The sequence below is a fragment of the Sorangium sp. So ce834 genome (assembly GCF_051521425.1).
Lineage (GTDB): Bacteria > Myxococcota_A > Polyangia > Polyangiales > Polyangiaceae > Sorangium > Sorangium cellulosum_D.
The window spans coordinates 10,278,603-10,301,514 of record NZ_CP150351.1 but is presented as its reverse complement, the minus strand read 5'-3'; the positions used below and the strand labels follow the sequence as shown (position 1 = coordinate 10,301,514).

The window sequence follows — 22,912 nt, the reverse complement described above, 5'->3', positions numbered from 1 at the left end:
CTGTCGCTCGACGTCGTGATGCCCGCCAACTACATCGGCGCGTGCGGCGTCTACGAGAACGGGACGGACTGGACCCCCCTGTTCAAGGGCGACCAGCGCTACGATCCGGCGTGCAGCGGGACGTGCGACCCGGAAGACCCGAGCTGCGCCGCCAGGGACGGGTACTGCGACTGGCAGTACACGCGCGCGGTGGCCAAGTGGCTGAAGCGGCTGCGCGACGAGATGCACAAGGACGGCAAGCGCCTCCACATCAACCTGACGAGCACCGGGGGGAAGCATCCTGCTTACTCGATCTCGTCGAGCGACGCGGCGCTCGCCGGTCCCGGCGGCATCTTCGACACGGTCGACGGCGTCCTGACCGAGGAGGGGTTCAACTACGCAAAGTGCGGCGCCTATTCCTACGACCAGTCCCCGGACTGCCCCGACAACCCTTATGACGGCAAGGACGTCCATTTCTGGAGCAACATGCACGGCTACATGCTCGGCGTGCAGAGCCGCTCGAAGCCGTTCTACCTGAAGACGGCCTTCCCCACCGCCGACCACAACACCCCGCCGACACCTGCGCAGATCGAGTGGGCGCTCGCGAGCTACCTCGTGTCGGAGGCAGGGCTGGCGAGCCTCTACGTGACGCCCTACTCCGACGCCAGGGGTTACTGGGATCACGCCCAGCTCGGCGTCGAGCTCGACTCCGCCTGCGGTGCGGCGGCGCCCGTCGTGGAGGCGGTCGGCGCGCGCAAGGGGCTCACGCGGACGTACCGGCACGGCTTCGTCGCCGTGAACTTCGGCGCGCCCACGGCCGCGATCTCGCCCCTGCTCGGCGGCAATATCACGGTGTCCCTCCCGGCCGGTACGTTCTTCAAGTGGAACAGCAGCACGGGGCATTACGACGCCCCTGTCGACTGCAGCAACCCGGACCCAGCGCTGAACGACTGCGTGATCCCGCCCCAGCAGGGCAGGGTGTTCGTCCAATCGGGCGCCCCCATCTGCCCCTGAGCGGCCAGGCTCCAGCTCGGGATCGACGGCTGGGGCTCCCAGGTCGCATCGCTCTCCGAGCTGGAGCAGAGGGATCTGGCCGTTCTCACAGGCGAGCTCGGCCACTCGCGGTGATGGGTTCGCCGCGCTTACTGCGAGGTGAGCAGAGCCGCGATGTCCTCGCAGGTGTGCTCCTCGGCGGCCCGGCAATTGCTGAGGTCGCGCCACGGCCAAAAGGAACACCCCTCGGCGTCGTCCGTGCACGCTTCCTCGAACTCCGGAGAGATGACGAGATCGCAGATCCGGTGCTGCGACGGCGCCTCCCACCCCAGCGTGGGCCCGCACTCCATCCCCTCGCGCCCGCAGTGCCTCTCGCGGGTCTGCACCAGCGCGGTGCCGTCGCCCAGCACGACGAGCAGCGATTCTGTCTCGTCGATGTACGGTCCAGGGGTGAGCAGCGCGCCGAGGACGCCCGTGCCGCCCCCGACCACGAGCTTGGCCGCGCAGGTGAGCGCCTCCGGCGGGGTCGGGGAGGCGTGCATAACGACTCGCTCGCAGCTGGGCTCGAGGCCGCACGCGAACAGGTCTACCGCCGGGTCGGTCGCGCCCGTGTCGTCGCCGGATGGGGAGCTCGACGACGTCGATTCCGTGCCGGCGTTCCCCCCTGTACCCGTCTCGGTCTCGGCCGCATCCGAGCCGTCGGTGACGCTCGAGCAGGCGACGGTAAACGGAACCTGCGCCGCTGCCAGCAGGAGCGCGCGCCAGATGATGTGATGTGCTCTCATGATCTCGTCCTTTCAGGAGGCCTGTGGAAGCCGTGTCCGTGTGTGGCCATTGCAAGGCATGTACCAGGCTGTCTTCGCGCGTGACAGCGTGTCGCGCTCACTGGATCCAGCCCTTTCCCGCACTGCGTTCAGCGCCGGGACACAGGGCACGACCACGCCAACGCGCATCCTGCTCTCTCTGGCTGGCGCATCATGGCTCATCATGACTCATGACTGACCTATGTCGGTCTCGCCTTACGTGATGGCGCTCGGCTTCGTGGATCTTTGCGCCGGGCATGAACGGACGCATGCTCGGCGCGAAACCCGATAGACTGCGATGCGTGGACGCCACGACTCACCACGGCGCGGAGCGACCTCCGTCGATTCCGCCCTCGGCCAGGTACAACCCCGCGGACGGGACCTTCGAGCTCGGGGAGACCGACGCCGACGGCCGCCCTTCCGGCGAGCGCCTGGTGTACCGCGCGAGCGACGGCTCGCTGCTCTCGCGCTGCTGCTACGCGGACGGGGTGAAGGACGGGCCGTTCACCGTGTTCCACCCGAACGGTCAGCCCGCGCAGCGCGGGCGCTACCGCGACGGCCAGCTCGACGGCGAGGTGGTGGCGTACGGCAGCGACGCCCCGACCGAGCTCAGGCTGCGACGGTGCTGTGTGCCGCCCGGCGCCTGGGAGCTGCGAACGCTGGTTCGGCAGGGGCAGATCCGGCGCGAAGTCTTTCACGACCGCGCCGGATACCCGATCTCCGCGGACGGCGCCCGCTGGCCCGAGAGACCCGCCGGCGTCGCCGAAGAGGCGGACTACGACCAGGGCTCGCAACGCTGGATCCTCATCGAGGAGGACGAAGCCTCGGCCTCGACCCTCCACCGTTACTTCACGCGCGAGGGCACGCCCGCTCAGGAGATCGAAGTTCGCGCCGGAGCGCGTGTTCGCGAGCTCCAGTACGACGCGCTGGGCCGCCCCTCCGAGGAGCGGCACCTCGATCCCCAGGGGCGCCTCCACGGCCCGTCCACCCGCTGGTTCCCCGAGCCGGACGCGAGCCCGTACCTCGATCCGCGCGTGCGCGAGGAGCGCGGTCAGTACGCGCACGGTCACCCCGTCGGAGCGTTCACGCTGCTCGACGCGGACGGGGCGCCGGTCGTTCGACGCGAGCTCGGCGCCGCCCTCGACGAGGAGAGCCTCGTCGCGTCGCCCGCGCTCGCCGAAGACCTCGCGGCGTGGGACGCCGAGCGCGTCTGGGCCCTCGCGCGAGAGCTCTTGCAGGGCGGCCGCGCGCGCGAGGCCTGCTGCGCCGCAGCCCGCGCGGCGGTGCGCGGCGGCGAGCGCGAGAGGCTCGCCGAGCTCCTGCGCGCCGCGACGCTGCAGCCGAGGCCCGAGGTCGCGGAGCGACGGGGGCGAGCGCTGCTCGAGACGACCGACGCGGCCGCGCTCGCCGCCCTGGACGAGCTCTTGCTCGGCGCCGAGCCGAGCGCCGCCTACCGCAGGCTCGCCGCCGCCTTTCCGGGCTCGCGCCGCGTCGCGCTCTCGCTCGTCGAGGCGGCGCTGCTGCTCGAGCCCGAGCGCCGCTCGACCTGCATCACGCGCGCGCTCCTGCGGCTCGATCTCGGCGATACGCGCGGCGTGCTCGAGGACGCCGACCGCATCGAGCCCGAGGCCGCCGCCGTGGCCGAGCACCTCAGGACGGTGGTGCGGGTGCTGTTCGCGGAGCTCGATTTCTGGCCGGCGCGCCAGGCCATCGATCCGCTGCCGGGCGACGCGTCGGTCGCGGTCGAGGTCGGCCAGCCGATCGAGCAGGTCCGGCAGAAGATCCAGGTCTACGCCACCCGCTTGCTGCGCCTGCGCGACGCCGTGCAGCGCGGCCTGCCGGGCACCGAGCCGTGTCCGTGGCTCCCGCCCGACCTGTCGCACCTCTTGCCGGATGGGCCGGTGGAGCTCGCGCGGACCGCGGCGACCTTGACCGAGGAGACCGAGGACGGCGTGGAGACCGTCGAGCTCACCGTGGACGAGACGCTCGACCCAGGAGCCCTGCCGGTCTCTCTCCTGATGCGCAGGGTCCGAGCCGAGTGGGCCGCCCTCTGCTGGCTTTGCTGGTCGGCCGGCCTCGACCGCGTCGCGTTGCCGGAGCGCATCGCGCACCGGCCCGACTTCACCGCGGCGGTCAACATGTCGCTCTCCCGCTGCTTCCGCGCGCGCGACCAGTGGCAGACCGGCGGGCTCGTGAGCCGGGCGCGCGGCGTGCCGGGGTTCGTCTGGGAAGGCCACGCGATCGACGATCTCGACCCCACGCTCGCGGCCATCGCGGCCGACGAGACCTTCGAGGTGCGCTGCCTCTTCGCGTGGCTCCTGTTCCCGGAGAACCTCTCCCCGTTTCAGAGCGATATCCGCGCGGCGTGAGGCCGATTCGCCGCGGCAGCGCCGGCGTCGAACGCGTGAGATGTGAGAGGTTTTGCCACTACATCGATCTTCTCGATGTCCGATTTTGCTTCCATCGAGGATCCGCTTGAGTACGCTGCACTACCGATCGGAGGGGGCGCTCTGCTTGGACGTTCCTGCCGGGAGGGGGTGCGGCGCGAATGCATGGGGAACCGGAGATCCTGAGCCTCACGTCGACGTGGTTCATCCGGCCGGGCCACGAGTCGGCCGCGGTGCCGGCGCTCGTGGCGCTCGCGGCGGAGGTGCGGGAGAGCGAGCCAGACACGCTCGCCTACCTCGTGCACGCGCCGTTTCGCGGCGATGACCGGCTCCAGGCGCTCCCGCCGGGCGCGCCGGATCGCGTGGTGTTGTTCGGGATCTATCGCAGCGCCGACGCCTTCCTGCGCCACGTGGAGGGGCCGGCGTTCACGCGCTTCCTCGAGCGGCACGGCGATCTCTTCGTCGCCGCGAACGGCAAGCCGTTCACCTTCGTGGAGTTCCTCGCGCGGCGGGCCGGCTTCATCCGGCCGGAGGCGTTCGCGCCCGCGGCCGTGAACGAGCCGGACAACCAGCACCCGTCGGTGATGTTCGAGATCATCGGGCGCGATCAGGCGAAGCTGAAGGCGTTCTATCAGAACGTCTTCGGCTGGAATTATACGATCGGCACCGGCGGGTTCGCCTACGTGAAGTTCCCGGTGGAGCGGCGCGAGGCGCTCGGCGGGATCGGGCAGGCCGATCCGGGCACGCCGGGCTTCGAGCCAGGTCACAACTTCTACCTGCTGGTCGACGACCTCGACGGCACCATCGCGCGCGCGGTGGAGGCGGGCGGCACGAAGCTGATGCCGCCGACGTCGATCGACGGCTATCAGTTCGCGCTGATCAAGGATCCCGAGGCCAATCCGATCGGCCTCATCAAGCCGTTCTGAGCCCAAACCGGCCCTCATTCTCCCGCGAGGTGGAGAGACCATGAGCTACCTGAACCAGCCCCGGCTGACATTCTCCGGACGATTCCAGGCGGACCCGTCCACCGTCAACAACGACCCGCGGCACTTCGACAACGCGACGTTCACGCCGCGATTCCAGGAGTTCAGCACCCAGCAATCGATGAACGGCTGGTGGAACCCCACGGGCACGGCCATCTTCCGCTTCACCGGCTGTACGATCCAGCAGGCGATCGGCGCGTCCGGCGTCGACGCGGCGGACGGCGCGGTCGGCCTCTCGGTGGGAAACTCGCCGGATCGCCCGTCGGGCAAGCTGGTCGACATCGACCCGGACTGGCAGCTCGCCTCGCAGCTCTATGGGCTCTCGGTGTCGCTCCGCGACCCGCGCACCGGCGATCTCGTGCTCCTCGCCGATCTCGAGCCGACGCCCTTCCGGGACCTCTGGTTCTTTCGCGGCGGCATGAAGGGCGACTCGGGCGCGTCGGCCATGTGGCAGTCGCAGCTCTCCAACCTGCGCTGGCGGCTCGACGGCGTGAACAGCCCGGTGCTGAAGGCGCTCGCCGAGGCGTCGCGCGGCAGCGGCCGGCTCTCGGTCCGGCTCACGGTCTTCAGCTACCAGACGAGCGTCAAGGCGCCCGACTTCACCTATGGCGCCATCGTCGGCGCGATCGGGCCGGTGCTGCCCGACGAGCCGGCGTCGTTCGTGTCGGGCCGGCGGTTCATGCCGACGAGCGCGTTCCAGAACCCGCAGCTACCGGCGAACTCGTGCCTCGCCGCCAACGGGATGACCTGCTTCTCCGGCAAGGTCATCGGCGACGCGCTGGTGGTCGACTTCAGCAACGCGCTGCCCTTCGGCGACGACGGCAAGCTGGCGCCGCTCGGCGATCTGCGGTTCGCGGTGCTCCACGATCCGGACGCCAACGAGGGCGCGGTCCTCGCCGAGGATCGATTCACCGTGCTCGGCGCGCTCGACGCGAGCGACGGCTCCCTGACCCAGGCGTCGGGCATCCAGACCTTGCCGATCCCCGCCGCGGCGAGGAACCTCGTCAACGAGCGTCCGCTCGCGCTCGTGCTCTTCGGCGGCGGCGTGCCGGCCGGCCACGGGCTCGTCATGATGCGCGAGACCGCGCACGGCCGCGACCTGCGCGCCGACGCGCTCTCGTTCCGCCTCGACCCGAACGAGCCGGACCTCAACCGCCGCGACGTGCCGATGTGGGCGACCCGCTACGGCCTCCCGCTCTCCGGCGCGCCGATCGCCTTCCAGCCGCTCGCGCCCGCGCCCGACGACGGCGACGCGCCCGCCGACACCTCCATCGGCACCACCCCGACCGCGGCCATCCCGATCATGAACAGCCCCATCGGCGCGCTCGCGATCGAGCCCCAGCGGGTCCGCACCGACGCGGCGGGGCGGGTGACGGCGCGATTCCAGGGGCCGCCGGAGATGGGCTATCCGCGCCGCTACATCGACGGCCAGCTCTACGCGGTCGCCTACAATTTCGCCGACGGCGATCCGATCATCCAGCAGACATTCGACCAGATCTCGGTGCTCGTCTTCAGCACCTTCACGGCGTCGGAGCACCCGACCTGGGAGGAGGTCCAGCCGATCTGGAAGCAATACGCGAACCTCTACCCGGTCATGAGCAAGGGCCTCTTCGACTTCTCGATCCGGGAGGTCGCGGACGCCAACGCGCACCTGTTGCATTTCGTCCTCAGCAAGCCGACGACCGATCCCGATCACATGCCGGTGACGCGCGACCTCTCCGCCGGCAAGCGCGCCGCGCTCCTGCGCTACCTCGAGAGCGCGATGGGGCGCTCCGCGGTGCACGACCCGCACCTCGTGGCGCGCTTCCAGGGGCGCTGCCCGTTCTCGGGGGTGGCGCCGTCGTCGCCGCCGGAAGAGGTCGAGAACAAGCGCATCTTCAACCGCCTGCGGAGCCGGTGAGACCATGCTCGTCGTCAATAAAACCATGATCGCCCGGGTCCGCGAGGCCCGGGACGCCACCGACGTGATCGCCGCCCTCGAGGGCGCCGTCCAGCTGGAGCTCTCGACGCTGCCGCCGTACCTGACGGGCGTCTTCTCGCTCCAGCCGGGCGCCAATGACGAGGCGCGCGTCCTCGTGCAAGCGGTGGTGGTCGAGGAGATGCTGCACATGGCGCTCGCCGCCAACACCGCGGTCGCGCTCGGCGGCAATCCGCCGATCCGCAAGCTCGGGCTGGCGCTCGAATACCCAGGACCCCTGCCGATGTCGATCGACCCCGAGCTGACCGTCTCGCTCGGATCGCTCACGACGGCGCAGCTCAAGAACGTGTTCATGGCGATCGAGCGCCCCGACACGACCGCGGTCCTGCCCGGCGAGGATCCGAAGATCGCGCAGCGGATCGCCGAGAACAAGGCGAAGGGGTACGGCTCTATCGGCGATTTCTACAACGCGGTCATCGAATCGCTGGAGCGGCTGGTGCAGAGCGGACAGGACCCGTTCGGGGACCCGCGCCTCGAGCGCCAGCTCGATCTCTCGCGCTGGTTCCCGTCGAGCGTACCGGGCGATCCGACGTGCCGGGTGCGCGATCTGGCGAGCGCCGAGGCCGCGCTCCGCACCATCATCCGCCAGGGCGAGGGGGCCAACGTCGGCCAGGATCCGATCAACCCCCACGCCGGCGGCAACGAGATGGCCCATTACTTCAAGTTCGGCGAGATCGCGTTCGGGCACCGGCTCGTCGCCGACAAGTCCGCGCCCTCGGGGTGGTCCTACACCGGCGCGCCGGTGCCGCTCGACGCGAGCCGGGTCCACAGGTTCCCCGAGAACGCCCGCTTGAGCGATTACTCGCCCACGTCGGCCGCCGGCTTCACCGGCGGGGCGTTCTACGACGCCTACCTCCGCCTGCTCGACGCGCTCGAGGCCACGTGGAACGGTCGACCGGAGATGTTCAACAGCGCGCTCGGCATCATGTTCGAGCTGAAGCTCGTCGCGCAGCAGGTCGTGCAGCACCTGGTCGATCCGGCGAACCCGGACGGCCCCACCGCCGCGCCGCCGTTCCAGCCCTGAGCCCGCGCCGGCGGGCGCGGAATTCCCTTGCCGGCGCGGATCGGCGCGTGGATGCTCTCCCCGGATGCGCGGGTCGCGCGCAGAAAGGATGAGCGTCGAGGCCATGGACGAGCTGGTACGACAGGTCGCGGAGAAGGTGGGCATCTCGGAAGACAAGGCCCGCGTGGCCGTGGAGACGGTGGTCAATTTCCTCAAAGCGAAGCTCCCCGCTCCGCTCGCGGCCCACGTCGACACCGCGCTCGGCGCCGCCGCCCCCGCCATCGCCAACCTGGACGTGGGCGGCCTCGCGAGCTCCCTCGGCGGCCTCTTCGGCAAGAAGTAGCCTCGCCTCCTTCGCTGGGGCTGCCCGCCCTCTCCCTTCCACCGATCAGCTCACCCTCTCCCGACCTCGGCGGCGCGGCCTCCGCTCCTCCGGGCGCCGAGGCGCGCTCACGTCCAGGACGCTCTCAAGCCGCGCCGCTCCGGCCGGCGCGATCACGCTTCCTGCGCCCTCGGCGTTTCACGGCGCGGTCCTGACCCGGCGCGCGCCGCGCGGCCTCGATCTGGGCTGCGCCTTCGCATCCGCCGTGCGTGCGAGGCCCGGAGAGGCCGTCGCGGGCACGGCCGCCCGGCGACGAGCGTGGAAAGGCGCGCGGTTCCTGGACGGCGCGCGCGGCGCGATGGATAGCCGCTGCACAGGCGGGGTCCGGCACCGGGCTTGCGAGCATCGAAGACCTGGAGAAGCACCCGCCCGCGTCCTACTTCCCGGGCGGCGCAGCTTCCGGGTCGAGAGGAGCGATATTCCATGGCGTCCGTGATCGGCGGCGAGGCCGCGTTCATCGGGTCCTTGACTGAACTCATCGAGCTCAATTGGTCCGCGGTGGACGCGCTCCGAGCGGCCCTCTCGCGGATGAGCCGCCCAGGCGACAAGGGCCGGCTCGCGAGCTTCTTGAGCGATCACGAGCGCCACCTCGAGGAGCTCGCCGCCCTGGCCCACGAGCTCGGCGATCCGCCCGTCGAGAGCGCCGTCCGACCCAAGCTGAAGAGCAAAGCGCTGACGAACGGGATGGCCGGAGAACGCGCCATCCTGGAGGCGATGAGGCATTACGAGGAAGACAGCTGCGCTGCCTACGAGAGGATGATATCGTCCCGGGAAGGCCTCTCCGACCGCGCGCGGGACCTCCTCCGGCAGTCGCTCGCGGTGGAGCGGCGTCATCGGGAGTGGTTCGCGGAGCAGCTCGACGCCCGGCAAGGGCTCCTGCTCCTGCCGCTGTAGCGAGCGCGCCGGTGCGCAACCAATGCGCAACCAACGACGATGCCGACGATGACTCCGTCCGGATCGAAGATTGACGCTCGGAGTCGATTCGCGTCCACGCGATCTCCGCTGCGGGCGCGGAGGCCCTGTCGGAGCTCGGCGATTCGCCCCGGAGCGCGCTTTGGGGGCGGCGGTTTTCTTTCGCCGTCTCGTGTATCATCGCCGCGATGATTCGCCCCCTGGTCCTTGCCTCCCTTGGCCTCGCCGTCTCCCTCCTGGGCTGCGACGAGCCCCAGAAGCCCGCCGCTCCTGCGGCCTCCGCCGCCCCCGCCGCGCAGGCGCCCGCCGCCGCGCCGCCCGCCGCGAGCCCCGCGGCCGCGGCCAGCGCGCCGGCGCCGCCGAAGAGAGAGGTCGTGTGCACGAAGAGCGACCCGGTGACGTTCTCGCATCCGGCGCTCGAGGCGCGGGTGCGGCAGCAGCTCCAGAAGCCCGAGGGGCCGATCAAGCGCGCCGAGCTCAAGAACATCAAGACCATGAACCTGTCCGACGCCCAGGGGCTCGACGAGCTCGATCCCTGCCTCTTCCCCGAGCTCACGGGCGTCAAAGGGCTTTACCTGCCGCCGGGCAAGATCGACGATCTCCGCCCGATCAAGGGCCTGCTCCGGCTGGAGTCGCTGCGCGTGTCGGCCACGCTGGTCAAGGACCTCTCCCCGCTCGCCGGGCTCGTCAAGCTCGACCGGCTCGACATCGGCCGCACGCCCGTGGAGGACCTCTCCCCGCTCGCCGGCCTCACCAACCTGACCGAGCTCCAGATCGACGAGACCGAGGTGACGGATCTGCGCCCGCTCGCCGGCTTGAAGAAGCTCGAGATGCTCCAGATGAAGCGGACGCGGGTGAGCGACGTGTCGCCGCTCCGGGAGCTCAAGAGCCTCAAGAACGTGTACCTCGAGGGCTCGCGGGTCGACGACGCGAGCCCGCTCCGGAGCATCCCGGGGATCAAGATCCACGAGGGCTGACGCGCCCGGCCGCGCGCCGCCGCGCCGCGCCGAGCGCCGCCGCCGCGGCGAAGAGCCCGAGCGGCCAGCGCGCCGCGGCGCCGCCCGCGTCGGCCGCGCCGCACGCGCAGCCGAGCTCGCCGTGGACGGCGCCGTTCATGAGGGGCCCGTCGTCCGCCGCCCCTCCTGCGCCCGCCGCGCCGCCGGAGCCGCCGGCGGCGCCGCCGCCGCCTTCGCCCAGCGGCGGCGCGTCGATGAGCGCGTCGATGACGTAGAGCGCCGGCGTGGAGCCCTGCGCCAGGAAGGGGCGCGGCGGCAGCGCCGGGCCGAGCGGCAGGGCCGCGAGCCGCGCCGCCGGCCACACGACGGCCTCGTCCGGATCGAGCCGCCACGCCGCGGCGACCGCCGCGTCCGGCACGGCCCGCCGCGCGGCGCCGTCGACCAGCCACACGGACGCCGCGCCGTCGCCGCGCACGAGCAGCGGCGACGGCGGGAACGCGTCGCCCTCGGGGAGCGCCTCGAGCGCCGCGTCCGGCGCGCTGGCGACGTCCCAGAACCGCGAGAGCCGCCAGGCGTCCAGCGCCCCGGCGCCGCCGAGCGGCCGCCGCACGCCGCCCGGCAGCTCGAGCGGGCACGCGAGCGCCCTCGGGCTGCCCTCGAGCTCGACCTCCTCGCCGCTCAGCGCGTCGACGCCGTAGGCGCGGACCGCGTGCTCGCCCCCGAGCAGGCTGAGCGGCATCGGCGCCTCGAAGCCGTGCGCGCACGAGCCGAGCGGCTCGCAGAGGTCGTCCCGGCGCCGGTCCGCAGGGCGGGTGTGGCCCTCGGCGCCCGCGTCGGTCGCCGCGGCGTCGAAGTAGAGCCGCGCGCTGCCCGGCGCGCCCTCGGCGTCCGGATCGCGGGTCCAGCCGCGGATACCGTCGCAGCCCGCGGTCTCGAGGACGCCCTCGGGGGGCTCGTTGATGAGCGCCTGGTACGAGGCCACGAGCGAGGTGTAGGGCGGCACATAGACCATGCCGACGCCGCTCAACGGCTGTCGCACGTTGAAGTGCAGGTGAATCGTCGTCGGCGTGCCGCCGAAGACGTTGGAGACCTTGCCGATGCGCTCGCCGCGCGACACGCCCTGTCCCACCGAGACCTGGACATCGGACATGTGGAGGTAGTCGTAGCGAGTCCCGTCCTCGCCGGTCAGGTACACCGAGTAGCCGCCGATGCTCGTGATGATGCCGTCGGCCACCGCGACCACCCAGTATTTGCCCGCCTCGCACGTGGGCGGCCGGACGTCCTGCCCTTGATGACCCGCCCCGGAGGGGCAGAGCGGCATCGCCCACGACCGCGACTCGCAGAAGTTGTCGCGCCACGGATAGGCGTAGTTGTCCGCGTCGCACTGCCCCCCGCGCGGGCCGGCGCTCCCGCCTTTGCTGTACACCTGGGAGTTGGCGAATGCCGGGCCCTCCTCGAGGGGAAAGCGCATGGCGGGCGCGTACACGACGCCGTCGGCGCGCCCCTCGCCCGAGCCGGGGACGAGCTCGCCGGCCGGATGATAGGAGAACGGATCGGCCGCGGCCGCGGTCGGCAAGAGCGCGAGCGCCGCCGCGGCGACGAGCGGGGCCGGCGCGGCGGGGCGGCGGCGATGGAGGCGGCGCGGGTGGAGCGGCGCGCTCATGGCCTGTCTCCCGCCGTCTTCGCGCCGACGCCGCCCACGTAGACGAGCTCCGCGGCGAGCTCGCGGAGGAGCGCGTCCGAGGCGCAGGCCGGGGCCTCCGGCGACGCGCACTCGACGTCGAGCGCGTAGGTGACGCCGTTCTCGAGCCAGGACGCGGTCCAGATGCCCTCGTTCGCCGTGATGAGCGCGGGCGCTCCGCGCACGGCGTGGGTTCCTTGGAAAGGTGGAATACCCGGATATTTGCGTGCGAGGCGGGTCATGGTGAGCGAGACGGTGATCGACGCCGTCTTTGCCCAGAACGACGTCCAGTGCTCCTTGGCCACGAGGACCGGCGCCGCGAGGAGCTCGCGCCGGGACGGCACGAGCACCGGGACCTGCGAGATCCTGGCGGTGTGGGCCGCCGCCTCGGGCAGCGCCGCGAGCGCGCCGCGGTCGACCGAGGCGGCCGGTGGCCAGGTGACGGGGGCGATCACCGGCGCCGCCGTGGCGACGAGCGGCTGGGCGGCGGCCGGATCGCGCGGCGCCTCGGAGGGAGGCGCGGCCTGGTCGCACGCGGCGAACACGACAGAGAGAGAGAGGAGGACAACGACAACCGTGGGAACGCCGCGCATGGAACCTCGCGGAAGGGGACCCACGAGTGTAGTCGAAGAGCCGCGGCCATGGTCAAGAGATGGCGTAGCGCGCAAGATGTCGCAAGGATGTGACCGGGGCGACTTGACGCTCCGCGCGAGGCGCCCGTGACGGCGCGTCATGGGTGCGGGCGCGTCGAACGACACCACGCCTTCCATGCGTGCGTGAGCTCATGGCAGCAGCCATGCGGCCGCGCTCGTCCGGCGACAGCATGAAACAGACGAGCGTCGGTTGCGCGTGAGGCGCGGAGCTACCCCGGGATCGCCGAATGTCGGGAACGTGTTTCGAGCTTTCCAACGAGACGCTCCGTGGTAGTTCAAATCACGTGTTGCAGGCGCGTCCGCGGCGGGGTGCTGACGCGCGCAAGGGCTGAAACAGGGGATCGATAGGAAGCAGCTGATTCCTCGCGGATGGGCGAGGGGGGGGCTCGCACGGAGCGAGCGGCGCGGCGATCCGCGCGCCGCTCGCCCCAGGGGCGGCTCTCCCCGTGTCCTCCGCTGCTCACCGTCGGCGACAAGGCGCATCGACCGCGGCGGCTGAAACTTGCGCCACTTGGGTGGTTCTTGACCATGGAATCGAAGGGAGCTCGCATGAGAAAGTATAAACTCTCCGGTCGGGTCGTTCGAGCCAAGAGCGAACGGGGCGTCGGAAGTGTGCGTGTCGAGGCGTGGGACAGCGCGGAGGTCAACACGGATCTCGTCGCCGTCGCCGTGACCAACCAGAACGGCGATTTCGAGATATCGCTCGACCAGGACGATGTGGATCGTCACTTCCAGGGGCGGGAGCCGGTGGCCGCGCTCCGCGCGTTCGCGCTCGGGAACGAGGAGTACGTCACGCGCTACACGCAATGGAAGCTGTCGCCGACGCCCGCCACCCTCCGGATCGAGGTGGACCTCGCGCTGACCTCGACCAAGCGCGCTCCGGCCACCGCGACCGTGCGCGGCAATGTGAGGAACGAGCAAGGCGCGGCCGTCGCGAACTTGATGGTGCGCGCCTACGACGTGAAGCTGACGTCACAAAGCGAGATCGGCTCGTCGACGACCGACGCGTCGGGCCATTACAAGATCTCCTATGCGACCATCCTGGCGTCCGGCAAGCAACGGCCGGATCTCCGGGTGATCGTCTACAACGGGTCGAACCAGGAGCTGGGCCGCTCCGCGCTGATCGTCCGCGCCCCGTCGACCGCGGTCGTCGACCTGATCACCAGCCAGGACCAGGAAGACCGCGGCCCCTCGGAGCTGCTGCAGGTCAAGTCCCGCACCGCGGCCCATACGCAGGGGGTGTTCCTCGGAGACCTCCAGGCCGAGCAGGTCGATTTTGTCGCAAAGGCGACCGAGGTGGAGCGCGGGAAGGTCGAGGCGCTCGTCGGGGCCGAGTCGCTCATGACGTCCGTCGGCGTCAACGAGTCGGCCGAGCCTTATTACCCCTTCGTCCGCATGGGCTTGCCGACCACCAAGCGCGGGCTCCTTTCGTACCCGAAAGCCACGCTGAGCCGCGTGCTCGACGAGGCGAAGGCGGCGAACATCGTCGGCCGCGAGGTCAGCGATAGCATCGTCGATCTCCTCACCCAGGCCGCCGTCGACCTCGCCACGGAGGCGCCGCCCCCGGGAGCGACCTGCAACCTCGGTCAGCTCCTCGATCTCGAGCTGGGCGGGGCCTACACGCAGGACTTCATCGCCGAGTACATGGCGTTCGATGGCACGCCCGAGGCCTTCTGGACCCACCTCGCGTCCCTGCCCGCGTACCAGGGCGAGGGCGCGCTCCTCATCCCGCGGCTCAAGCTCCTGCTGCAGCTGGGCGCGCTCACGCGCTATCACTTCCCGCTCATCTCGGAGCTGTGGGATCGCTGGCACGACAACCAGTTCAATGACCTCAAGGACCTCGCGGCCTACAGCGAGGCCGACTGGATCGCGATTTTCGCCCTCCAGCGCAACGGCTCGCCCATCAACACCCCGGACGACACGCCCGGCGCGACGGTGGCCGAGCGGCGCGCGACCTACGCCAAGGTCATCCGGCGCGCCCTGGAGGTGGCGTTCCCGTCGAAGGCGGTCGCGTCCGCGATCGCTGGGGTCGGCGGGAGCGAGCTGCCGACCTTCTTCAACAACAACCCTTCGTTCCAGCTCGGCAAGACGCGCGCCGGCCACTTCATCGCGTCGAACCCGGGGGCGTTCACGGGGCTCTCCAACCCCGCCGCCGCGAAGCGCGAGCTCAAGGCGGTCGAGCGGCTGTACAAGCTGACACCCAAGTACGAGGAGGCGAAGGTGCTGCTCGACGGCGGGCTCAAGTCGGCGCGGGAGATCGCCCGCCGCGGCCGGCTCCGGTTCGGCGCCGAGTTCGGCGCTGCCCTCGGAGGTGCCGAGATCGCGGACGACATCTACGACAAGGCGACCGCCGTCTCCGATGTTGCGCTCGCGCTGGCGCTCAAGTTCGGCACGGCCTTCAACCAGAGCTCGGCCCACGTCCTGCCCGACCCCGCGGGCCGCGCGAGCCAGGCGGCGCCAGGGTTCGCGACCTACGAGGAGCTCTTCGGCTCGACCGACGCGTGCGCGTGCGCGCACTGCGCCTCGGTCTACGGCCCGGCGGCGTACCTCGTCGACCTCCTCCACTTCCTCGATCGTTACTACTCCGAGATCACGAAGAGCGGCAGCACCAAGTGGACCGCGAAGGAGCTGCTCCTCGGCAGCGCGCCGGGCGCGACGCCGTCGCTCCCCGGGCGGCGCCCGGACATCGGCCGGATCGACCTCACCTGCGAGAACGCCGACACGCCGCTGCCGTACGTCGACCTGGTGAACGAGATCCTCGTCCACGCCTTCGTGGGCGAGACCCTGGAGGAGAACGAGGCCCCGCCCGCCTTCCCGGAGCACATCGCGACCGTCGGCACCGCCGAGGACCTCGCGGCCATGCCGAACCCGCCCAGCGGCGAGGAGGACTGGCACGAGGACGCTTACGAGCGCCTCTCGAGGAGCGACTTCCCCCTCAGCTTGCCGTATCACCACCGGCTCCACGAGGCGCGCGTCTATCTCGAGCACCTCGGCGTGCCCCTGCACGCGTTCATGTCCGAGCTGAGGTCGAGCTGGCACAGCCCGGAGAGCTTGGAGCCCGAGAACATGGCCGCCTTCCGGCTCGGGCTTTCATGGCGCGAGCTCCGGCTGATCCGCGGTGAGCCGATCTCGGGCGTGACCCTGGCGAGCGCCTGGGGCGTCGGCTGGGTCCCCGGCGGGCTGCTCAACGTGCCGGAGTTCCTCAAGCGCTCGGGGCTGTCCTACGACGAGCTGCGCGATCTGCTCGAGACCTCCGTGCTCCATCGCTTCGGGTCGCCGACGATCGAGCCCGCGGGGAGCTGCAAGATCGAGGAGCAGACCATCGGCGGCCTGAGCGGCGATCTGAGCGATCTGGACTTCCTGCACCGCTTCCTGCGGCTCCGGCTGCGGCTCGGCTGGTCGATCCGCGAGCTCGATCAGGCGCTGGCCGCGTGCGCGCCCAGCGGCACCGACCTCGTGAACAACCGCGCGCTCCGCGTGATCGCGGTGATCCAGGCGCTGCGCGCCGACCGGGGCATCTCGCTGCCGATCGCGGTGCTCGCGAGCTGGTTCGGGCCGCTCGACACCCAGCGCCGCGATGCCGGCGAGACGCCCTCGTTCTACGAGCAGCTCTTCCAGAACAGGACCGTGACCAACCCGGTCGACGCCGCGCTCGCGCTGCCGAGCGTCGCCGGCCTCTCGGCCGCCGACCTGCTCACCGACCACACGCCAGCGATCCTCGCCGGCCTCCGCATCAGCCGGGAGGAGCTGGCGCTGCTCACCGAGAACTCGGGGCTCGGTCTCCCCGTCCTCGTCCCCATGACCGAGGCGGTCCCCGCGCTGGAGGCGCTCGCGAAGCTCCACCGCATCGTGACCTTTGCGCGGGCGACGCGGCTGTCGCTGCCCGATTTCCTCGTCATCTACAACCTGAGCGCCTACAAGCCGTTCGAGGCCGACGACCCCGAGCGCACGCTGCGCTTCCTGGACACGGTCGAGCGCGTTCGGCGCTCGGGGCTGTCGCCCGCCGACCTCGAGGTCATCTTCCGGATGCGGTCGTCCCCGCGCGCGCGGATCGCCGTCACGGACGAGGCCGCGACCCCCGTGCTCGAGCAGATGTTCGGCGCGCTGCTGGCGCTGCGCGGCAAGAACGGCGGCCTGGACAGCGAGGCCGAGGCGGCCCTCGTCGAGGACACGCTCGCCGCGGCGCTGAAGCTGGACGCGCGGTCGATGCACCTGCTGCTCACGGACATCCTGACCCGGACGGACGAGAACGGCAGCTCGCCGCTCGGCAGCGCGTTCTCGCTGCCCGACGAGCTGCCCGCCTCGCCGCCGCCGTCGCTCGAGGACCTCGGCCTGCGCGCCGCGCAGCTCGCCGCCTACCGGCACCTGGCCAGGGCCGCGGCCCTCGTGCAGCAGCTCGGGCTGAGCGCCGACGAGATCGACGTGCTGTTCGCCCACGACTGGCCGGTGATCAACCTCGACCAGCTGCCGCGCGCCGAGCTCAACGACACCGGCTCGACGTGGTTCGAGCGCTGGGAGCAGCTCGTGGATTTCGTCGCGCTCCGCTCCCAGCTCGTCGGGCCGAACCCGTCGCTGGTGAGCCTGTTCGAGGAGGAGCCCGCGGACGTGGCCGCCGCCATGGGCTGGCCCGCGGTCGACGTGGCGGAGGTGCTTAGCGTCCGCAACATCCTGCTCAACCCGGATGCCTCCTCGCAGCAGGTCTATGCCGTCGGGCTCGTGCGTCGCGTGATGGTGATGCTGAAGCGGCTCGGCGTATCGGCCGCCCAGGCGTTCGCGTGGGAGAGCGCGATCGTGTCGGACGGCCCCGTGCCCGTCGAGAGCATCGTCCGGGCCGCGAAGGCGAAGTACTCCGACGCCGACTGGGCCAGGGTGGCGCCGCCGCTGCGCGACGTGCTGCGCGAGCGGCTCAGGTCGTCGCTGGTGGCGTACCTCGTGGCGAAGCGAGGATACGAGGACAGCGACGACCTGTTCGCCAACCTGCTCGTGGACGTCGAGACGAGCCCCGCGGTGATCACCTCGCGCCTGAAGCAGGCCATCGGCTCGGTGCAGACGTTCGTGCAGCGCGCGTTCTTGAACCTGGAGGCAGAGCTGGCGCTCCCGGAGGAGGCGGCGCGCGAGTGGGCGTGGCGCAAGAGCTACCGCGTCTGGGAGGCGAGCCGCAAGGTCCTGCTCCAGCCGGAGATGTACCTCGACCCGTCGCTGCGCGACGACAAGTCGCCGTTCTTCAAGGCTCTCGAGAACGAGCTCCGGCAGAACGACATCACCGACGACGCCGCGGAGCGCGCGTTCGAGCGGTACCTCGACAAGCTCGACGAGGTCGCGAACCTCGAGATCGTGTCCGCCTTCCACCAGCAGGAAGATGGCGACACGACGCACCTCCCCATCGACGTGCTCCACGTCGTCGGCCGCACCGCGGCCCAGCCGTACAAGTACTTCTACCGCACGCGGGTGGACGGGCTGTCCTGGACCCCCTGGGAGCCCATCGATCTCGACATCGAGGGGGACAGGGTCCTGCTCAACGTGGTGGATCGTCGCCCGCACCTGTTCTGGGCGATCATCGAGGAGCGCGCCGTGCCGCCCCAGCAGATGCCCGACGGCGCGGGCGAGCAGGCGGAGACGAGCAATCACATCCGCCTCGCATGGAGCGAGCGCCGCAACGGCGCCTGGGGCGCGCGCCGCATGAGCGGCGGCTCGGAGGTGACGCTGCAGTCGCCTGGGGACCCCGACTTCATCTCGCTGTTCGTGGAGCGCGGCGACGCGCAGGAGCCGCCCCGCATCGCGGCGATACACATCCCGGCCCGCGCCGGCACTCGCCTCGGGTACTTCGCGCACAACGCCTGCGGGTCGCTGGAGGGCACTGATTTCAGCAGGCTTTATGTAGAGTCCAAGGACTTCTATCCGGCGTTCCCCGGGGACACCGTCTTTCGGGGGCAGCACGTGGTCCTCGCTGGTCCGACCGAGCTGTTCGTTCCGATCAGGCTCAATGGCCTCCAAAATTGGATCAGGCTGTTCGGCTACAGCATCCCGTACCGCGCGCTCATTCCCCGCGAGATCGGCAGTGGGTCCAGGGAAGACAGCGCTTGGGACGGCGCGCCGTTCTTCTTCTACAAGGACGCGAGCTCGACGTTCCTCGCCGAGCTCGTCCTGACCGCGCACACCGAATGGTATACCGTGAACGTCCAGCCCGGGATCACGGCGTACGGCGACGTCGCCAAGAACGATGCCGTGCTCGCCATGCGCGCGGGGCCGGCGGCGGCCGACTGGGCGAGGGAGGCGCCCATCTTGATTCGCCTCGCGCACGTCCACGAAGACGCGAAGCGATACCGGTTCACGTCCTTCTATCACCCCTACGTCTGCCTGTTCCGCAAGGAGCTGCAGCGCGCCGGGGTGGACGGGCTGCTCAAGTGGTCGGTCCACCGGCCCAAGCCGCTCCAGCTCAGCTCCCGCGAGTTCTTCGAGGAGCGCTACGCCCCGGAGCCCGCCAATGTGCTCACGCCGTATCCGAAGGAGGAGGTCGACTTCTCGTTCCAGGGCGCGTACTCGCTCTACAACTGGGAGCTGTTCTTCCACGCGCCGTTGCTCATCGCCCTGCGGCTGATGCAGAGCGGCCGGCACGCCGAGGCACAGCGCTGGTTCCACTTCATCTTCGACCCGACCACGGGCGATCCGGCCCCGTCGCCCGAGCGCTTCTGGAACGTGCGGCCGTTCCGCGAGAACAGGGATCTCGCCTCGATCGAGGAGGAGATCCGGGATCTGTCGCCCTCGCAGCAGGGCACGATGGCCAGGCTGCTGAGCTCGCTCCTGACGACCCAGGACGACGAGCCGGAGAAGGTCGATCTCGTCGCGCAGATCGAGGCGTGGCGGAAGGACCCGTTCAATCCGCACATCGTCGCGCGGATGCGGCCGATCGCCTACCAGAAGGCGGTGGTGATGAAGTACGTCGAGAACCTGATCGCCTGGGGCGATCAGCTCTTCCGGCGCGAGACTATCGAGTCGCTCAACGAGGCGACGCAGCTGTACATCCTGGCCGGCAACCTCCTCGGCCGGCGCCCGGTGCGCATCGAGCGGAAGGACGCGGTGACGCCGCGGAACTACTGGCAGCTCGAGGCGCTCGGGCTCGGCGACCTCTCCGACCCCGTGGTCCAGTCCCGGTCCCGCGTCGAGGCGGAGAGCCTCGTGGCCAGCTCGCTGATGGATCTGCTGCGCCGCACGTTCTTCGAGCGGGCGATCGACCTCGGCGAGCTCTACTTCTGCGTGCCCCGCGACGAGGCGCTCTCGAGGCTGTGGGACACGGTCGCCGATCGGCTCTTCAAGATCCGACACTCGATGAGCATCGAGGGCGTGGTCCGGACGCTGCCCCTGTTCGAGCCGCCCATCGATCCGATGCTGCTCGTGCAGGCGAGGGCGCTCGGCGTGGACCTCGCGACGGTGCTCAACGAGGCGAGCTCCCCGCGGCTCCCCTACCGCTTCCAGGTGCTGCACGCGAAGGCGATGGAGCTCTGCGGCGCGGTGGCGGGGCTCGGGGCCGCGCTGCTCGCCGCCATGGAGAAGAAGGACGGCGAGGCGATCGCGCGGCTGCGCTCGGGCCACGAGGTCGAGCTGCTCGCGGCGGTGCGCGAGGTCAAGGCGCAGCAGGTCAAGGAGGCCCAGGCGACCGTCGCCTCGCTGGAGCGGTCGCTCGAGACGGCGCAGCTCCGCCGCGACCACTACGCGAACCTGCCGCGGATCAGCGCGGCGGAGCAGGCGGCGTTGGCCATGAGCGTCTTTGGCATGGAGCTCGGGCTCGTGGCGCAGGCGGTCGCCGCCGTTGCGCCCGGCGTCGAGGCGATCCCTCCGGTGACGTTCGGCGGCGCCGGCGCGTTCGGGAGCCCGGTCGCCCTCACCACGATCGGGGGGCAGGCCTCGGGCGCTCCGATCGAGGCGGCGTCGAACGTGCTCTCCATGGTCGCCGGAGCGCTGCGCGAGGGCGCGTCGATCGCCTCCACGCTGGCCGGATACGAGCGGCGCGCCGAGGACTGGGCGCTGCAGGAGCGGCTCGCGGCGAAGGAGATGCAGGGGCTCGAGAAGCAGATCGTCGCCGCGAAGATCCGCGCCGCGGTGGCCGAGGTGGAGCTCAAGAACCACGATCGACAGACCGAGCAGGCGCGCGAGGTGCTCGAGTTCCTCCAGGACAGGAAGCGCACGACCGAGGAGCTGTACGACTGGATGGTGGCGGAGCTGTCGACCGTCCACTACCAGACGTATACGCTGGCCTACGACATGGCGAAGCGGGCGGAGCGGGCGCTCCGGTTCGAGCTCGGCACGTCCGACGGCACGCCCGCCATGGTGCGCTTCGGCGCGTGGGACAGCCTGAAGCAGGGCCTGCTCGCCGGCGAGCGGCTCCAGCACGACCTCCGCCGCCTGGAGGTCGCGTTCCTGGAGCAGACGCCGCGCGAGGCGGAGCTCGTGAAGCACGTCTCGCTCGCCGAGGTCGCGCCCGAGCAGCTCATCGAGCTCCGGGAGACCGGGACGTGCGAGTTCGAGCTGCCAGAGGCGGTGTTCGACCTCGACCATCCGGGGCACTACTTCCGGCGCATCAAATCGGTCGCGGTCACGATCCCGACCGTGACCGGCCCGTACGCGGGCGTGAACTGCACGCTCACGCTGAGCGGCACCAAGGTGCGGAGGAGCTCGGTGGTGGAAGGCGCCTACGCCGACGGGCCGAACTTCCGGGCGGATCTCGTTCCGCTGACGGACGTGATCACGACCAGCAACGGGGTGAACGACGCGGGCCTGTTCGAGACGAACCTGCGCGACGAGCGGTATCTCCCGTTCGAGGGCGCGGGCGTGCTCGGCACCTACAAGATCGAGCTCCCCGCGGCGAACAACCGCTTCGACATCGCGGCGGTGAGCGACGTGATCCTTCACATCCGGTACACGGCGCGCTCGAACGGCGCCCTCGCGGAAGCGGCGAACGATCACTACGACGAACACCCGCCGGTGCGGCGCCGGCTCTTCAGCCTGCGTTCCGAGCTGCCGGCCGAGTGGGCCCGGTTCATGGCGCCGGCGAGCTCGAGCGCGCCCCAGGAGCTCTCGATCCCGCTCACGCCGGAGATGTTCCCTTACGCGCCGGCGACACAGAAGACCGTGCTGACGGGCGTCACCTTCTATGCGCGGTGGAGCGGTGAGAAGTTCTACTCGAGTGGAGGTACGCTCAGCGGCCACGTGACGCCGCCGGGAGCCGCGGCGGCTGCGCTCTCGCTCCCGAACTACCTGGGAGAGGGCGAGTGCAATATGGGCAAGAGCGTCACCTTGAGCCCGACCGCGCCCGGCGGCTCGTGGGATCTCGGTACCTGGACGCTCAGCGTGACCAGCGCCGAGGTCAGCGCGATAGCGGACAAGCTCAGGACGGACAACCGGCTCAACCACACGCTTCAGGACATCTATCTGCTCTGCGACTACCGCACCGAGCAGCTGCCGCAATCGTAGAGGACGCACCCGCGATCGAACACCAAGGAGTCAACGACCATGTCGGACAACATCACGCTTCCTCAGGGCGCGGGCACGCTCCTCGCCACCGATGAGATCCTCGGCGTCCACGTCCTGCGCGCCAAGGTACAGACGGGCGTGGACGGCACCGCCGTCGACGTCTCGCAGAACAATCCGCTGCCGGTGGGCCTGGTCGGGTCGCTCCCGGCCGGCGCCAACACGGTCGGCGCGGTCCATGTGAAGCCGGACACCGCAGGTGGGCTCTCGGTCTACCGCAACGTCAGCCTGAGCGACACGGGGCAGAGCGTGAAGAGCTCCGCCGGACAGGTGTTCGGCTGGCACCTGGCCAACTGGGGCTCGAGCGTCGCGTTCGTGAAGCTCTACAACACGGCGGCGACCCCGACCGTCGGCACGACCGAGCCTGCCTTGACGCTCATGGTGCCGGCCGGGCAGGTGGTCTCGGCCGAGCACACGAACGGCATTGCGTTCGCGAACGGCATCGGGATCGGCGCGACCGCCGCCGCGTCCGACAACAACACCTCCGCGCCCGGGGTGAACACGATGATCGTGAACGTGTTCTACAAGTAGCGCTGCCCGCCGAGGGGACGAGCCCTTGTCCCGGGGGGACCGGGCGACGAGGACAGGGCCGTGGAGAGCTCGAACCGTCCGTGAGCGGCGCTGGCCCGGCGCCGCTCACGGACTCGGCGGCCGACGCCGTGGTGCCGGAGCGAGTC

Annotated in this window: 13 protein-coding genes; 10 read left to right on the top strand and 3 right to left on the bottom strand. The window is 70.7% G+C overall.

The window, feature by feature from the left end; all coding sequences use genetic code 11:
* Positions 1–18 precede the first annotated feature (18 nt).
* Positions 19–993 carry a hypothetical protein gene (locus tag WMF20_RS37840; protein WP_437606645.1) on the top strand — a complete coding sequence of 325 codons (975 nt, stop codon included), beginning with the start codon at positions 19–21 and terminating at the stop codon, positions 991–993.
* A 128-nt stretch (positions 994–1,121) separates the two neighbouring features.
* On the opposite strand, the gene WMF20_RS37835 is transcribed toward WMF20_RS37840, so the two are convergent.
* Positions 1,122–1,757, bottom strand: a complete 636-nt coding sequence (locus WMF20_RS37835) for a hypothetical protein (protein ID WP_437606644.1) — start codon at positions 1,755–1,757, stop codon at positions 1,122–1,124.
* 320 nt (positions 1,758–2,077) lie between these two features.
* Between WMF20_RS37835 and WMF20_RS37830 the strand changes: the two genes are divergently transcribed.
* The 7 genes from WMF20_RS37830 (at position 2,078) to WMF20_RS37800 (ending at position 10,397) form a co-directional block, all read left to right on the top strand.
* Complete coding sequence (locus WMF20_RS37830) at positions 2,078–4,144, top strand: hypothetical protein (protein WP_437606643.1); 2,067 nt, start codon at positions 2,078–2,080, stop codon at positions 4,142–4,144.
* Positions 4,145–4,323: 179 nt separating this feature from the next.
* Positions 4,324–5,088 (top strand): antibiotic biosynthesis monooxygenase, encoded by a 765-nt coding sequence (locus tag WMF20_RS37825; RefSeq protein ID WP_437606642.1) that lies wholly within the window; start codon positions 4,324–4,326, stop codon positions 5,086–5,088.
* A gap of 40 nt (positions 5,089–5,128) precedes the next feature.
* The gene (locus WMF20_RS37820; RefSeq protein ID WP_437606641.1) at positions 5,129–7,045 is read left to right on the top strand and encodes a hypothetical protein; all 1,917 of its coding nucleotides are present in this window, start codon (positions 5,129–5,131) and stop codon (positions 7,043–7,045) included.
* A gap of 25 nt (positions 7,046–7,070) precedes the next feature.
* Positions 7,071–8,147, top strand: coding sequence for a ferritin-like domain-containing protein (locus WMF20_RS37815; RefSeq protein WP_437606640.1), 1,077 nt, complete (start codon positions 7,071–7,073; stop codon positions 8,145–8,147).
* 103 nt (positions 8,148–8,250) lie between these two features.
* Entirely contained in the window at positions 8,251–8,469 is a 219-nt protein-coding gene (locus WMF20_RS37810; RefSeq protein ID WP_044989269.1) for a hypothetical protein, read from the top strand.
* Between the two features lie 462 nt (positions 8,470–8,931).
* On the top strand, positions 8,932–9,402 hold the full coding sequence (locus WMF20_RS37805) for a ferritin-like domain-containing protein (RefSeq protein ID WP_437606639.1): 471 nt from the start codon (positions 8,932–8,934) through the stop codon (positions 9,400–9,402).
* 206 nt (positions 9,403–9,608) lie between these two features.
* A complete protein-coding gene (locus WMF20_RS37800; RefSeq protein WP_437606638.1) occupies positions 9,609–10,397 on the top strand; it encodes a leucine-rich repeat domain-containing protein in 789 nt (262 codons plus the stop codon).
* Here the strand turns inward: WMF20_RS37800 and WMF20_RS37795 are convergent.
* Positions 10,378–12,039 (bottom strand): M23 family metallopeptidase, encoded by a 1,662-nt coding sequence (locus WMF20_RS37795; protein ID WP_437606637.1) that lies wholly within the window; start codon positions 12,037–12,039, stop codon positions 10,378–10,380. The genes WMF20_RS37800 and WMF20_RS37795 overlap by 20 nt on opposite strands.
* Complete coding sequence (locus tag WMF20_RS37790; RefSeq protein ID WP_437606636.1) at positions 12,036–12,650, bottom strand: hypothetical protein; 615 nt, start codon at positions 12,648–12,650, stop codon at positions 12,036–12,038. Before WMF20_RS37790 ends, WMF20_RS37795 begins: the two co-directional genes overlap by 4 nt.
* 609 nt (positions 12,651–13,259) lie before the next feature.
* On the opposite strand from WMF20_RS37790, the gene WMF20_RS37785 reads away from it, so the two are divergent.
* The gene (locus WMF20_RS37785; RefSeq protein WP_437606635.1) at positions 13,260–22,178 is read left to right on the top strand and encodes a neuraminidase-like domain-containing protein; all 8,919 of its coding nucleotides are present in this window, start codon (positions 13,260–13,262) and stop codon (positions 22,176–22,178) included.
* A gap of 39 nt (positions 22,179–22,217) precedes the next feature.
* Entirely contained in the window at positions 22,218–22,766 is a 549-nt protein-coding gene (locus WMF20_RS37780) for a hypothetical protein (RefSeq protein ID WP_437606634.1), read from the top strand.
* The last annotated feature ends 146 nt before the right edge of the window (positions 22,767–22,912 follow it).